Source organism: Leptospira perdikensis, from assembly GCF_004769575.1.
Classification (GTDB): Bacteria; Spirochaetota; Leptospiria; order Leptospirales; family Leptospiraceae; genus Leptospira_A; species Leptospira_A perdikensis.
The window spans coordinates 1-14765 of sequence record NZ_RQGA01000014.1 but is presented as its reverse complement, the minus strand read 5'-3'; the positions used below and the strand labels follow the sequence as shown (position 1 = coordinate 14765).

Below are 14765 nucleotides of genomic sequence, written 5' to 3'. Positions count from 1 at the left end.
GTTAGATAACGAAATTGATCGTATTATTTTTAAATACTACAATTGCAATTTTCTACCAAGTAACATGCCTATTTTTTCCACGGAGTCGGTTTCAAAATTAAAAATAGGTAAATTTGCAATGATATCAATTTGATTTGCAGAGCCTGTGGCGTAAGAAAGATTTCCGTTTTCATCTCTTGATTCCCTGGCAGGATTCAGCGAATATGCCTCTTTCGCTGATTTCACCTGAAACCTTCCAGCAAAATCATTTCGGACAAAAAATGCATTATTACAAATGTTATTGCAACCAATCAATTGATAACCTTTCTGATCCATAAGACCGGTAAACGCTGGCAAGGAAGCTCCATAATACAATCCAGAATAGTGAGCGTTAAATCTTTGAAAATTCGGATCATAAGGTATAGAAATTTTCTTTTCAGGACCAAATAAATTATTAATTTCCGCAATTACCAAAACGGGTGTAACACAATTGATTTGTTCTAAAACCCAATAATCATTTCCGTCAATATCCACGCTCAGTATTCCAATATCACCAGAAAAATCATTATTTAAAATCAAAGAATTAATGTTTTCCTTTGTAATAAAGGCATTTACCGCCCGTAAAGAATTTTGCCAAAAGTAATTTTGTTTTCGAATATAATCAATATTAGTTTTAGATCCATCGATTATAAGGCCATCCCAATGCCGACTCATCATGAGATAACGAGTATTTGATTCAGAATAATTTTCTACGCCGAATTCAATATACGATTTTGGCATTTCAGGAATTCTATTTATAATAAAATCTATTTGGCCATCTTCATCCCATTGTGAAAATACTTTAAATCCACTATTTGTAAAACTTTGGTGATCCGTATTTTGATTTAATCTTGATTGTAACTCTCCGATTGAAATATGCAGATTTTCAATTTTTTCAATGAGTTGATATTGTTTTTCTAGAACTTCACCCAACAAAGGTCTTACCAATTTTCTTAAAATTTGTTTAATCAATCCCATTCTAATTTCCAATTATATTATATATATATATCTTTATTTTCAGTATCAGCTTTTTAATTCTCGACGGATAGTAATATATCTCGACAAAGTTATGGAAAAAATCTTTGAGAATTAATTGAGTTGGATGTATTAAAGGATACTGTATCTGTTCTAATTTTAAATTTGCAAAACTTGAATTTTGGTCAATAGTATGAGTTCCGTCTTCTCGAAAACCTAAATTCTGAACCAAATTTTTAGAAGGCATAATAGAAATCCTTCCTTCTTTCCAATTATGGTATGACCATTGATGATCCCATGTATCGACCTTACCAATAGAAGATTCTTCTATCCAAAACTTCCAAGTTTTCCGAGCCCTTGTCCCACTAAAATATTTTTTAAGTACCGAATCAATCTCCGATATCTTTAGTTGATCAGACTTATAACCACTCCAAGCCCTTCTCCAGGTTGCCCAACCCCAAATATGAAAGTATTTTGAATAAAAATATGACTCCTTTAGAGTAATTTGATTATAAAAAAAATTAACACCTGAAATCATACCAACCTTTGGATCATCTTTGTAACGCAAAAGTAGTTCTTCACAAAAGGAAAAAAAGGATAAATCGGGAAAACAATCGTCCTCTAGAATAACACCCATCTCTTCATTTTCAAAAAACCAGGAAATTGCTGATGAAACACCTAAACGGCAACCTTGATTTTGATCAGAAAACCGAATTTCTGTAGGAATAGAATTGGGAATTTTTTTTAAAAGATTACGAACCTCAAGAACTTTTGCAGCTTCCTTTGGTTTATCAGATCTCGCACCATCTACTGCAAAATATATTTTAGATGGATTATATTCTACAATTCTATTTAACGTAACTTCAGCTAAATCCGGTCGATTAAAGCCAATTAATAGAACAGGTAACTTCATATTGCATTTAACTCGTTTATAATTTCTTCCACATGGGACTTAAAATCTATTGTATTGATCGGGATCACAGAACCGCGAGAAAAAGATTGGTATAAAGTTTCTTTCTCAGAGCTTAAATTCTTTTGAATTAGAGGAGGGAAAAAAACTTTCAATTGTTTATAACTCTCTGGATATGGAACGAATCGAAAGATATGATTTCCGTTAGAAAAACAAAATACTTTTGCAACTTTAGAAGCCATGGCCATATGTAATCCACTAGAATCCATAGTTAGCACTGCTTTTGAGTTTCCAATTAAATCAATTGTATCCACTAAAGTAGTTCGACCACACTGAGAGACAACTCTTGGTGAAATCCCAGACAAAATTTCACCGTGTTCTAATTCCCGTTTTCCACCTAAAATGATAATTTCAAAATCGGTAAAATCAAGAAGTTGTTTAATAATAAACAAAAGGTTATCAAGAGAAAGTTGTCTAAACGTAGCACTCGCACCAATAAAAAATGAAATATATTTCTTTTCAACCACCGATTTTTTAAAAGGAAGATCAAGCTGAATATTAGATAATGATTTATCGAGCTGCGAAAAAAAATTCCGATTTCTGTCAAACTCAAACTGATTTCTGGAGGCTTCGTTGATCAATGTATCATACTTTTGATCAGCAGCTAACTTAAATTCAGTTAAATAATTCAAATCATCTCCTTTTTGACTAATTTTACGTTTGGAGGACAATGACAATAAAAGAAAATCGACGATACTATCTCTAGAAAACGTTGGTTGAACTACGGTATGAATTTTAAAACAATTAAGCTTTAGAAGAATCAAAAGTCTGTAGGCTCGATTCTTAATAATTCTTTCAACATTCACCCAAATAACTTTTTCAGCAAATTCATTATCGTATTTTTCATAGATCGATTTCCAAGAACTGTTTGCTACTAATAGTATCTTTTTATTTTGAACAAATGAAGTTTTTTTAAAAGGTAGCAGGAAATTTCTAAATAATATATAATCCCCAATCGAATCCAGTTTACAAACAAGAATGTACTCTGAACTAAATATAGAAAAAACTCTAGTGATTTTGCTTAATAATATGCTAATTTTTTTAATCATCGATCTAATTTACTTAATTGATTTCAAAGAAGTTATGTTTATATTCCAAACGAAAAAAACCGAAAATTGAAGTTTCAAAAGTGGTCTTAATTCTTTGAAAAAAACAAGAAAAAGTGTACTGGCGCAAAATTGAGAAATCAATGTCGCAATTGCAGCACCTGTAATTCCGTATTTCGGAATCCATACATAATTCAAAATTATGTTCACAAATAAACCAAACAAACTTTTCCAAATGGTGTACTTTTGCAGATTTTCAATTAAAAAGAAATTCCCACCAGCAACACCTAAAAACACAAAAATACCTGACCATATATGTATTTTTAATATCGAAGAGGATGAATAAAACAAATCGCCATATAAAAACAAAATCAAAGTTTCGGAAAAAAACTGTATCCCGACTGCTCCAAAAATGGCGATCCAAAAAACAATTACATGTAAAAGTTTAAAACGTTTCTCATAATTGGATGCGCTTTCATTTTTTAATTTAATCAAATCAGGAAAAAAAGAAGAAGAAAGGCCGATCGGAATAAAATACCAAAATTCACTCCACCGAACACCAACGCTATAAATTCCGAGCTCAGAATCACCCAACATCGAACCAATCATAATTTGATCAATCTTCATGTAGACAATAATCGCAAGGCCCGCAATAAACAATGGGAATGAATCATTTAGAATTTTTCGAACTCGTTCGGAGTTTAAAACCTGAAACAGTGAAAAACTTTTCTTTCTATTATAAAAATAATAAATCGATAACGAAGTAATGATTCCTTCTAAGGCAAAAGTTAAAAAAAGAAAATTAAAGGATAAATTTAAAAATATAATCAATATACGAATTCCAGAGATAACCAAAAAAATAAAATTTTCAATCCATACTATATACCGAACTTCTAATTTTGCTTCGTAAATATATCGAACTACCGAAAAACATTTAAAAAGAGAAGGAAGAGATAAAAGGAAGGTCAATAAATACAAATCATCAGTAGGTCGTAATATCCATATAACAAAAAATGATAGGATAAATGAAACAAAACCAAAAACAAGGAAAATCGAAAACGAAGCAGATAATATCTCTTCCTGTTTTTCCACTTCGGAAACAAACATACGGACCAATATTCCCTCAGAACCAAAAGTAATTAGTGTCCCCAAAAGTACGATTATGGCATTAATATAATTAAATTTACCAAACCACTCAGGGCCAAGATATCGTACGATCCATATACTAACAAAAAGACCAACAGACAACTTTAATAACTTGTCTGCGATAAGCCAAATACTGTTTTGAAAAATTAACTTCAATCTTTGACTCTGGAATAAATTTGGGAGCAAAGATGTAAGAGAAAAATGAAAACAAAAGCCGGTAACATTGGCCCAAGAGTACTGGGCTGAAATATTCCATATATGAGAATATAAACTAACCCTAATAACATTGAAAATCGGTATGGGTCCCTAGTGTTAATCGATATTGAATAATAGGATAATAAAAAACCAAAAATAGTGCCAAAACCAAAAATCGCTACTAAACCACCATCTCGGTACATTGTAAAAAAAATTGAACCAAATGCGTTGAACAAAAGTGGTCTTCCATAGGAATCCTGGCCAATTACAAAATTTTGATGAAGATAGGCACCCACAATGTCTGTTTGGGAAACTATTGGATAAGATAGTTTATTCAACACTAGTGTCCAGTAACGCTCAACCCCACCAATTGTCGATAAACCGTAAGTATAGTTATGCAGTATTGAATTTGGGTTTCTTAATTCTAAATCAAATATCGCAAAAGATTCCGTGTGGTAAGTAACAACAAAAGTTTTAAGGATTTCTATCATTCCTTCATTTCCCTTATTCAAAGTAATGAAAAGAGAAAAAAGAACAAGAAAAGAAAACGCAGCTATCAATTTTAAAGAATGACGAGTTAGTTTAGAAATTCCACTAAAGTAGGCAGTAAAAATCAAACCGAACAATAAAGTAACAATTAAGAAATGATACCCGAAACGTCCAAACATCATTACTGCATCTAATATAATTAAGGTTACACCAATTAGAATTAAACCAAGTTTCCTTCTAAGCAAATAATATGATAGCCCTGTAAATAGATATATGTATTGAAACGGACCTATGACTAGGGAATGAAGTAAAGCCAGGGCATTTGAATTAAAGAACAGAGTGGAAGTACCTGTAATCAGCCCAAAAACATCATTTCGATACATCCCGGGAGGCATAATAAAGGTTAATATATAGATCGCTCGAAAAACAAAAAAAATCTGAACAGGCAAAAGAACACAGATAGCCAACCAAAACAAAATCTTATATAAAGACTTTACATTTGAAAAATTAAAACTTCTATTTTTCCATTTTTGACTTATCCTTTCAAAAGAAATGTATGCAGCTGTTATAGAAGCGAAAAAAAGAAAATATACAAACTGAGTATCTATATCGATAATCTGAATTCCAGAAATGGAAAAATAAGATAAAAAGTTCCAAATCCCCCACCAGGAAATGATCAGGATTAAAACAATACCACGAGAGCTTAACCAAGTTAATAACACAACAAGCAATAAATAGAAACTAAAAGTAAGTAGAATCATATTTAAATTTGGAAGGTACGTCTAGAGACAAAATTTCCAATAATTACAAAAGGCATAGCAGGAAGGAAAAATCGGAAATCTCCAAAAAAGATAGAATAAAACAGAATAAAGTATAATGGAATAAAAAATATCAAATTTCTTTTTAATCCAAAAAGGACAATGCGAATCAGAAAAGCTGCAATTAAAAAAATGTTAAGCCAAAATGAAAAATTAGAAAAAATTTCAAAACCAGTAGACAAATCATACTGGAACATACCTGCATAAAGAAGTTTATCAGCAATAGTCGATTTTGTAAAATCATCTGTTCCCTTCCTTAGTTGATAAACCCCTAGGACTGTATTCATTTCATAGTTTTCGTTAAATAGAATAGAATCATTAGGATAGATAACAAGAAGTTTAGCTAACTCCTTTTTTTCAATGTATCGAGGCAAAGCACTGTTAAGATTTGTGCCAATTCCAACAGAGGGAACCCAAGGGCTTGGCATCGGAAATATTAAATATGCAATTTTTTTACTTACCAAAAGAGGAATATCTTGATACTGATTGAACCAAAAATCCAAAACATTTTTAGTTAAATCTTGCGATGGGAATTGGGTCAAATTTTTCAAGCCCTCTTCGTCATAATGACCCGTCGCAAATTTATTATTTCCTATAAATAGATTAGTGGATCCATTTGAGGAAACTAAATGAAGATGATTGGTTTTAGTATATAAATAAAAAGACCAGGGCAAATGAATTACAATAACAGCGGCATATAATGTAAAAAACAATTTCACCTTATTTCTGCCACTTTTATCAAAAATAATTAAAACCAAGGGAAAAAATATTAAAACAGGTTTAATAAATAATGATAAAGCAAACACAACCGAAGAATAAAAATATTTTTGCTCTAAATACAGATAAACTAAAAGTGATAAAAAGAAAATAAAGGCAGTCTCATTCCACAATAGGGAGTTATAAAAGATAAATTCAGGATAAAAGATTAAAAAGAAAACAGAAACCAACCGCAATTTTTTATTAAAAATAAAACGTATTGAAATCAAATAACAAAAAACAACCGTTCCTGATGACATGGCAACGTTCATGAGCTTCAAATAAAACAAATTACCGAAGCCCATTTTTATGGGCACTGAAAGTAGAAGAGAATATCCCATTGGCCAATAATAGTCAATGGTTCCTGTTTCCACAAATTTCACTGCATTCAAATAATATGCATACCCATCCATTGTAGGATATGATTCTACATTTATGATCCAAAGAATACGAACAATGAACGAAGTAAAAAAAACAAAAAACAAATGCAGAAAATTTGAATTTATTGAAAAGAACTCATTTATCTTCATCACGAAAAGTTTACCTAGCACCAAAGCCGGTTAATATTGTTTTAACAGTTTTAAAGGTAATCAGTAAATCCAACCAAAATGAAAAATTCTTTATATAATAAAAATCATATTCTAATTTTACTTTCATTCCATCAACTTCTGCAGCATAACCTTGGTTTACTTGTGCCCATCCACTAATTCCTGGCCTTACAACATGCCTGTAAGCAAAAAATGGAACATCATTTTCATACCATTGCGACAAGTCGAAGGATTCAGGACGCGGCCCAATGAAACTCATATGTCCTAAAAGAACATTAATAATTTGTGGTAATTCATCAACTCTGTATTTACGAAGAAAACGTCCAATTTTTGTAATCCGCGGATCGTCTTCTGCTCCAGTAAATCCGCCACCTTTTTTATCTTGAAACATCGTTCGAAATTTCAACATCTTAAAAGTTTTTCCCCGAAACCCCATTCTTGTCTGAATGAATAAAGCGGACCCTGGTGATTCAATTCTAATCAAAAAAGCGATCAAAATCATAAATGGTAATAAGAATGGAATCACTACAAGCGCAGCAAAAACATCTATCAGTCTTTTTACAAACTCATAGAAACTTGATGGTAGTAGACTACCGAATTCGTTTTCAGATAAATGATTAATCTGAACTTTCCCGGTCAGTGCCTCTTTAATTTTTTTTGTTGAATACACAGGGATTCGCGAAAGTGTACATCTTGCCAAAAATTTCTCCCATTCAGGAGGCATTTCCTTTGAAGAAAAATCTGCTACGATTGCATTGAAACGTTGGTTTTCGAGGCTCGGAAGTTTCAATACCTCAAAAAGAGCGCCGTGCGCGGTTCCAAAATCTCTTGCCTCACCAAATGGTAATAGTGCGTATCGAACCATTCGATACCTTCTACCAAGAAAAAAACCAAGATAACACCAAGCCAATGTTACAATATATCCGATTAACATAATCTGTATCGAATATGTTAATCGCGCAAAAAGTATATAAAGGATAGGAATTATAAAACAGAGAGTTGCCACTGGAATTACATAAGAAACTGTTTCTGATCCTGGCAGGCGAAAAATTTTCCTCAAAGAAAATGTTGAAATGAAAAAAGCAGTCAAAGTAGACACTAAAGAAGTATTTAGATTTGGATCATTCGATTTCCAAAACTGAAATCCCCAAATAGGAAAGGCAGTCACGGCAATCAGTAAAATTCCACCTGTAAAAAATTGGAACAAATAACTAAGGAGAATTTGTTCAAACCATCTAGAATGCCGTCTAGTGTATTCAGTCATTGTTAGTTTTTATCACCGCTTTCATTTTTAGTTGTGGAAAGAATTTTATGAACCGTTGTTGCTACTGAAAAAGTAGATTCCAACAACTTTTTAGCGTTTTCTCCCATTTTAGTTCGAGTTTCTGGATCTAACATGGTCTGTGCATTTTTAAATAAATTATCATGATCACCTGCTACGCAAACCAATCCAGCATTCTCAGCTTCGAGCACGTTTTTCAAATCGTTTCCTAAATTGACGGCCCCTAAAATTGGAATTCCAACCTGCATATACCCCAAGATTTTACCTGGAAAGTTATGTGTTTTGTGCCGAGGGTGTAAGGTGAATAAACCTACATCAACTTGGCTTAAGATAGATGTAAATTCACTTTGGGAAACGGATCCAAACAATAGAGAATTACTTAAGTTTTTTGTAGAAATTGTATCTTTAACCAATTCGAATTCATCACCTGCACCAAGAAATAAAAAACAAACATTAGGAAAAACCAACATACGTTCCGCTAAAATAAGAAGGTTCTTCATGTCTTGGGCCTGACCAATGTTACCTCCGTAGAAAAAAATAATTTTATTCTGAAGATTGTATTTTTCCCTGATGTTAATTGAAAATTGATTTTTATTTTTTTCTAAAGGAGATGCCCAGTTGTATAATAGCTGTGTATTTAAACTGCTTTCGTAAGTTTCCTTAAACCATTTCAAATTCGCTGGTGATTGGATTCCAATACAATCAGCTATTCGATAAAGCCGTCTCTCAAAAAATCGGAACAAATAAGCCAGTATTGAATGGTTACCAATAATTCCATTATCGATAACCCACTGTGGAAAGAAATCCCGAAGGATCAGATAGGAATGAGAATTCCAAATGGCTTTTAGATAACGGACTAAACCCGACCAAAATATTGTTGGTGAATAAAATACAATTAAATCGTGTGGATTTTTTTTTAACCAAGGAGATAAAGCCCGGAGTGCGCGAAAAGATAATAAAATTTCATTAAAAAGTCGAATAGGTTTGGAAACATTCTTTATTTTTCCTGAACGAAATCGAATGACTTGAATGCCTTCAAGATCACTAAAAGTAACTGATTCTGTTTGGTCAGGATCCGGAGTAACAACTGTGACTACATTTCCCAAATGTAAGAACTCTAAAGAAAGTTCATGCATCATTTTTCCTGCGACTTTGATGCTCTTTGGCAAATAATCATCAACTATAATCAAAACTTTCATTCAGTTTATTTCAGAACCGATCTTAATACTTTTTCCAAACGATCCGATTCACATAATCTGTATAACTGTAAATAATTCTCACAACTTTAGTTGATACATTCGGCATAGAATAATCACTAACGACTCTAGAATTATCGAAATAATTAACTCCCGTATCATCTAACAATTCAAGTGCTTGTAGAATGCGTTCCTTGTTTAAACCAACCATCATTACTGCAGCTTCTTCCATTCCCTCTGGTCTCTCATGAGCTTCCCGGATATTTAATGCAGAAAATTTAAGTATAGAAGATTCTTCCGTAATGGTTCCACTATCAGAAAGAACTGCTTTTGACTCTATTTGCAGTTTGTTATAATCCATAAAACCGAGTGGTTTTAAAAGTTTTACATTTTTATGAAAATTTATATTTAAACGATCTATCTTTTTTTGAGTTCTTGGATGAGTTGATACAATCACTGGAAAATTGTATTTCTCGGAAATTGTATTCAGAGTATCTACTAACGAATTAAAGTTTTGATCAGAATCAATGTTTTCTTCCCTATGAGCAGATACTAAAAAATATTCTTTGCTCTTTAAATTAAGTTGATCCAATATCTTAGATGACTGAATACCAGACATATAGTGATTCAAAACTTCAAACATTGGACTACCAGTTTTAATCACCTGATCTGGAGGCAAACCTTCGCGTAACAAATACTCTCTAGCAATGGAACTATAAGTAAGATTTATATCAGCTGTATGATCAACAATTCGCCGATTTATCTCTTCAGGTACTCGCAAGTCAAAACACCTGTTTCCTGCTTCCATATGAAAAATTGGAATTTTACGCCTCTTCGCAGGAATTACAGAAAGACAACTATTCGTATCACCTAGCACTAGTATTGCATCAGGGACATCATTTGATAACAACTCATCGAATCGAATGATTATATTTCCGATAGTCTCAGCACCATTACCACCAGCTGCTTCTAGAAAATAATCAGGTTTTCTAATTCCTAAGTCTTGAAAAAAAATTTCATTAAGTTCAAAATCATAATTTTGCCCGGTATGAATGATTTTATGGTCACATGCTTTGTCTAATGCGTTTAGCACTCGAGAAAGTCTAATTATCTCCGGCCTTGTTCCAATAATCGTAAAAACTTTTAACTTGTTCATTTTGTTATTTCAGCGACGAAAGTATCTGGTAAATCTCTATTAAAAACTTCATTAGCCCAAAGCATTACAATAAGTTCATTATCTCCGATATTTGTGATATCATGAGTCCAACCAGGGATAGTATCTACTATCATTGGTTTTTCACCTTCTACTTTAACTTCGTAATATTCCTTAGTTACTAAATGTTGAAATCGAAATAACGCCTTCCCTTGTATGATCAGAAATTTTTCCGTTTTTGTATGATGATAATGCCGACCACGTGTTATACCAGGCGGAGCAGTAAAATAGGAAAACTGCCCAGAAGATTCAGTCTTCAACATTTCAACAAAACGCCCTCTGGGATCTTCATAAGAAGGTATGTTATATTGGCATTCGTTAATGGGCATATAACTAATAAATGTAGAATAAAGAGCTCTCTGGAAGTTGGTTCCTACGGATGATATATGAAGTGATGTTCTTACTTTTTCAAAGCGATAAAGCGTATCTGCCAATTCCTGGAGTGTTGTGGTATATTCAGGAGATATCGAAGGATACAGTTCGCGACTTTCCGTTGAATGAACTAAGCGCTGATAAAATTCACTTAATATATCATCAATAAAAACAAGGTTTAGGACTTTAGAGGGATCATGAATTTCAATTGGCAATGCCCTGGAAATATTATGACAAAAAGTTGCTACTACTGAATTATAGTTTGGCTTTGCGAATTTTCCAAATACATTCGGAAAACGGTAAATCAAAACCCTTGCGTTTGTTTTCTTTTGGTATTCACACAAAATTTCTTCCGCTTGTTTTTTCGATCTTCCGTACGGATTGTCTATACCAGCTTGAGCCGATGAAGCATATATAATTGTAGTATTTTTATTAATTGAAGTAAGTTTTTCGACAATCTGCTTTGTTGAATTAGTGTTACCTTCCTCAAATTCCTTTTCTGCCTTAGGACGATTTACACCAGCTAAATGAAAAATTACTTCAGCCTCACGTAAGTAAGAATCTAGTTCTACCTCGCTAGTGTTTCGAGAACTCAGAAACAATTGTAGCTCTTTCTTTTCTGCAAGAAAAAGATGAAGATTTTTCCCGATAAATCCTTCTGAACCAGTAATTAGAACTTTCAATGCAATGTTTTCCTAGTTTTTAATCCCACGGTTCCGATAGTTTTCCATCTACAAGATTTCTAATAAAATCTAATTTCAAAAGTAGAGTTTTCATTTCTTCAACATTTAATCGTTTCGTATTGTGGGAATTATAGTCTTCCGATATACTAATTTCCTTTTCACCCTGATCGACAAACTTACCGTAATTTAAATCTCTAAGATCTGGAGGAACTCGGAAATAATCCCCTTCATCAATAGCCGAAGCCATTTCTTCCCGACTCAGTAGAGTTTCATAAAGTTTTTCGCCATGACGAGTACCAATTACCTGGATCTCATGATCGTTCTTTTTAAGCAGATCCAAAATTGCCTTAGTTAAGACTTCAATAGTTGCAGCAGGTGCCTTTTGAACAAAAATATCTCCATTACTTCCGTTTTGAAATGCATACAGAACCAATTCGACTGCATCCTCCAAAGTCATCATAAAACGAGTCATATTAGGATCCGTGATGGAAATCGGTCGCTTTGAAAAAATTTGATCCACAAATAGCGGAATGACTGAACCTCTTGATGCCATCACATTACCATAACGTGTTCCACAAACCATTAATTTGTTATCACTTAAGGTACGTGCTTTTGCGACCATCACCTTCTCCATCAAAGCTTTTGATATCCCCATTGCGTTAATGGGATACACCGCTTTATCTGTACTAAGACAAATCAGCTTACGAACTCCCATCTGTTCGGCGACATGGATTACATTTTCGGTACCGATTACATTTGTTTTAACCGCTTCCATCGGATAAAACTCACAAGAGGGAACTTGTTTCAGAGCGGCAGCATGAAAGATATAATCAACATCCCGGAAAGCTCCATACAAAGATTGAATATCTCTAACATCACCTAAAAAGAATTTTATCTTTGGGTCGTTGTATTTTTTTCGAAGGTCATCCTGTTTTTTCTCATCTCGGCTGAAAATTCGGATTTCCTTTATATCTGAGAGCAAAAAACGGTTAAGAACTGCTTTCCCGAAAGAACCGGTTCCGCCAGTGATGAGTAATGTTGCGTTGTTGAACATGTTTGTGATTAATTCCAATTTAAAATTTACATTTTTATCTATGATGATTTTTCAATATCACTTGGTCTCTTTCTTCTATGGTTGGATAGTTGATCAAAACCGCCCGAAACTTTCCCTTAAAAACAAAGAAACTTCCTACACCGACACCGATATACTCAAATTTTTGAATCGCTTGCTCTATATCAGAAAAACTGCCGACACCCCCCATAATTGTCATCGGAATCGTTAGGTGACTATAAATTTTTTCAAAGATAGGAAAATCAAAACCTTTCATCATCCCATCATTGTCTATGGAATTAATAATGATTTCGCCAACACCTAAACTTTGAAGCCGTTGGGAAAACTCAACAGGATCTAACTTCGAATTTATGGTTCCATTATGAGTCCAAATATCATAATTAGAACTTAACGTTTTTTTCTTTATATCGAGTACAGCGACAATACTTTGACTTCCGATCTCTTCGGCAATATTAGAAATGATATTAGGGTTCTCTACTGCAATAGAACTTACAGCAACTTTTTCAATTCCCATAGAAACGACTGCTTTTGCTTGTTTTACAGATTTTACCCCGCCCCCATAACATAAAGGCATACGACTCTCATTGGCGAGATTTTGTAATAACTTTAAATCAGGATCTTTACGAAGTCGTGTGGCATCAATATCGATTACCATCAATTCATCGGCTTCTTTTTCGTTAAAAATTTTTACAGCATTTATGGGATCACCCACATATTTAGGTTCGGAAAATTTTTGGGTTTTCACAAGCCCGCCATCTTTTACCAACAAACAAGGAATAATTCTTGGTCGAAGCATTTATAACTCTGCAAAATTTTTTAAAAGTATTTGGCCATAGTGATGGCTTTTTTCTGGATGAAACTGAACGCCAAAGATATGACCCCTATTCACACTACTTGAAAAAGAAGTCCCATATTCAGTTCTTGAAATTTCATGATTTGAATCTTCACATTCGAAATAATATGAATGTAAAAAATAAAAACGAGAGTCTGACTCTAATCCACGAAACAGTGGAAATCCATTTGCGTTTGGTAAAACATCGTTCCAACCCATATGAGGCATCGGATATTTTTTTTCTAATTTATTAAAATTAAACTTCTTTACCCGACCTGGTATCCAACCTAATCCAGGTTTCACACCTTCTTCGCTAGAGTTTGCAAGAATTTGCATCCCCACACAAATTCCAACGATAGGAATTTTTCTTTCAAAAACCAACTCTTCTATCTTGTTCCGCATACCAGATTCATTTAATAAGTCAATAGCGTGATCAAAGGCACCAACCCCGGGAAGAATTAATTTAGATGCATCCGTTAAATCATCGACGGATTTTGCAATCCTGGTTTCTATATTGATTCTTTTGTAAACATTCTGGAAGGAAAGTATATTCCCTAATCCATAATCAATAATTGTAAGCATAAAATTTAGTCCTGCTTTTAAAAAGCACCACCTCTTCTGCCCAAGTTTAACAAAGTAATCATTTTTTCGATAAACTTCAATCTCTTATGATCATTTTTATAATCCCAATAGAATTTCAAATCCATCTTATGATAATGATCCAACTCATCAGCGGAAATTCCTAATTTAGAAGCAATAAATTCAAAATCCTGTTTAATGGTCTCTGAATCATAAGCTGGCTTACTTAATATTTCGAGGGCTTCCTCTCTCGTCATTTGATTTGTTAAAATTAAACTAGATAACTGATTTCTTCTGACATCAAAATTGAATCGTGTGGGTAACCAATATCCTTCATAAAACCTGGTAAATCTTGACTCGAAATGTTTTTGTCCATAAGATTTCCAACCGTATTCTTTCTCCAATAAATCCGTTGCTATCTTTTTTGTATAAGGCATAAAGTTCAAAGGTTTCAATACCTTCATACCTTTTATATATTTCTGATATATCTTATGTTTATATACAGAACTAAAGGGATAAGTCTGCATCGGAATTGTTCCAAATCTTTGAATAATATCTTTAATATGGATTAAATC

General features: G+C 33.1%; 14 protein-coding genes. All 14 read right to left on the bottom strand.

Going from position 1 to position 14765, the window contains the following annotated elements:
• Window positions 1-36: 36 nt before the first annotated feature.
• Window positions 37-996, bottom strand: coding sequence for a hypothetical protein (locus tag EHQ49_RS12790; protein WP_135580080.1), 960 nt, complete (start codon window positions 994-996; stop codon window positions 37-39).
• Window position 997: 1 nt separating this feature from the next.
• Window positions 998-1906, bottom strand: coding sequence for a hypothetical protein (locus EHQ49_RS12785; RefSeq protein ID WP_135580078.1), 909 nt, complete (start codon window positions 1904-1906; stop codon window positions 998-1000).
• Window positions 1903-3012: a glycosyltransferase family 9 protein gene (locus EHQ49_RS12780; protein WP_135580076.1), complete on the bottom strand. Its 1110-nt coding sequence runs from the start codon at window positions 3010-3012 to the stop codon at window positions 1903-1905. Before EHQ49_RS12780 ends, EHQ49_RS12785 begins: the two co-directional genes overlap by 4 nt.
• Before the next feature lie 9 nt (window positions 3013-3021).
• Window positions 3022-4311, bottom strand: coding sequence for a flippase (locus EHQ49_RS12775; protein ID WP_135580074.1), 1290 nt, complete (start codon window positions 4309-4311; stop codon window positions 3022-3024).
• A complete protein-coding gene (locus tag EHQ49_RS12770; RefSeq protein WP_135580072.1) occupies window positions 4308-5600 on the bottom strand; it encodes an O-antigen polymerase in 1293 nt (430 codons plus the stop codon). The genes EHQ49_RS12775 and EHQ49_RS12770 overlap by 4 nt, the downstream gene beginning before the upstream one ends.
• Before the next feature lie 2 nt (window positions 5601-5602).
• Complete coding sequence (locus EHQ49_RS12765) at window positions 5603-6805, bottom strand: hypothetical protein (protein WP_135580070.1); 1203 nt, start codon at window positions 6803-6805, stop codon at window positions 5603-5605.
• 148 nt (window positions 6806-6953) lie between these two features.
• On the bottom strand, window positions 6954-8225 hold the full coding sequence (locus EHQ49_RS12760) for an exopolysaccharide biosynthesis polyprenyl glycosylphosphotransferase (RefSeq protein WP_135580068.1): 1272 nt from the start codon (window positions 8223-8225) through the stop codon (window positions 6954-6956).
• A 2-nt stretch (window positions 8226-8227) separates the two neighbouring features.
• Entirely contained in the window at window positions 8228-9442 is a 1215-nt protein-coding gene (locus tag EHQ49_RS12755) for a glycosyltransferase family 4 protein (protein WP_167483009.1), read from the bottom strand.
• Between the two features lie 22 nt (window positions 9443-9464).
• Window positions 9465-10595, bottom strand: a complete 1131-nt coding sequence (wecB, locus tag EHQ49_RS12750; protein WP_135580066.1) for a non-hydrolyzing UDP-N-acetylglucosamine 2-epimerase — start codon at window positions 10593-10595, stop codon at window positions 9465-9467.
• Window positions 10592-11707 (bottom strand): UDP-2-acetamido-2,6-beta-L-arabino-hexul-4-ose reductase, encoded by a 1116-nt coding sequence (gene wbjC, locus EHQ49_RS12745; protein WP_135580064.1) that lies wholly within the window; start codon window positions 11705-11707, stop codon window positions 10592-10594. Before wbjC ends, wecB begins: the two co-directional genes overlap by 4 nt.
• Before the next feature lie 19 nt (window positions 11708-11726).
• A complete protein-coding gene (locus EHQ49_RS12740; RefSeq protein ID WP_135580062.1) occupies window positions 11727-12761 on the bottom strand; it encodes a polysaccharide biosynthesis protein in 1035 nt (344 codons plus the stop codon).
• 34 nt (window positions 12762-12795) lie between these two features.
• Window positions 12796-13575 (bottom strand): AglZ/HisF2 family acetamidino modification protein, encoded by a 780-nt coding sequence (locus EHQ49_RS12735; RefSeq protein WP_135580060.1) that lies wholly within the window; start codon window positions 13573-13575, stop codon window positions 12796-12798.
• The gene (hisH, locus tag EHQ49_RS12730; RefSeq protein WP_135580058.1) at window positions 13576-14193 is read right to left on the bottom strand and encodes an imidazole glycerol phosphate synthase subunit HisH; all 618 of its coding nucleotides are present in this window, start codon (window positions 14191-14193) and stop codon (window positions 13576-13578) included.
• Between the two features lie 17 nt (window positions 14194-14210).
• A partial coding sequence (locus EHQ49_RS12725; RefSeq protein ID WP_482793346.1) for an adenine nucleotide alpha hydrolase family protein occupies window positions 14211-14765 on the bottom strand: 555 nt, incomplete at its 5' end.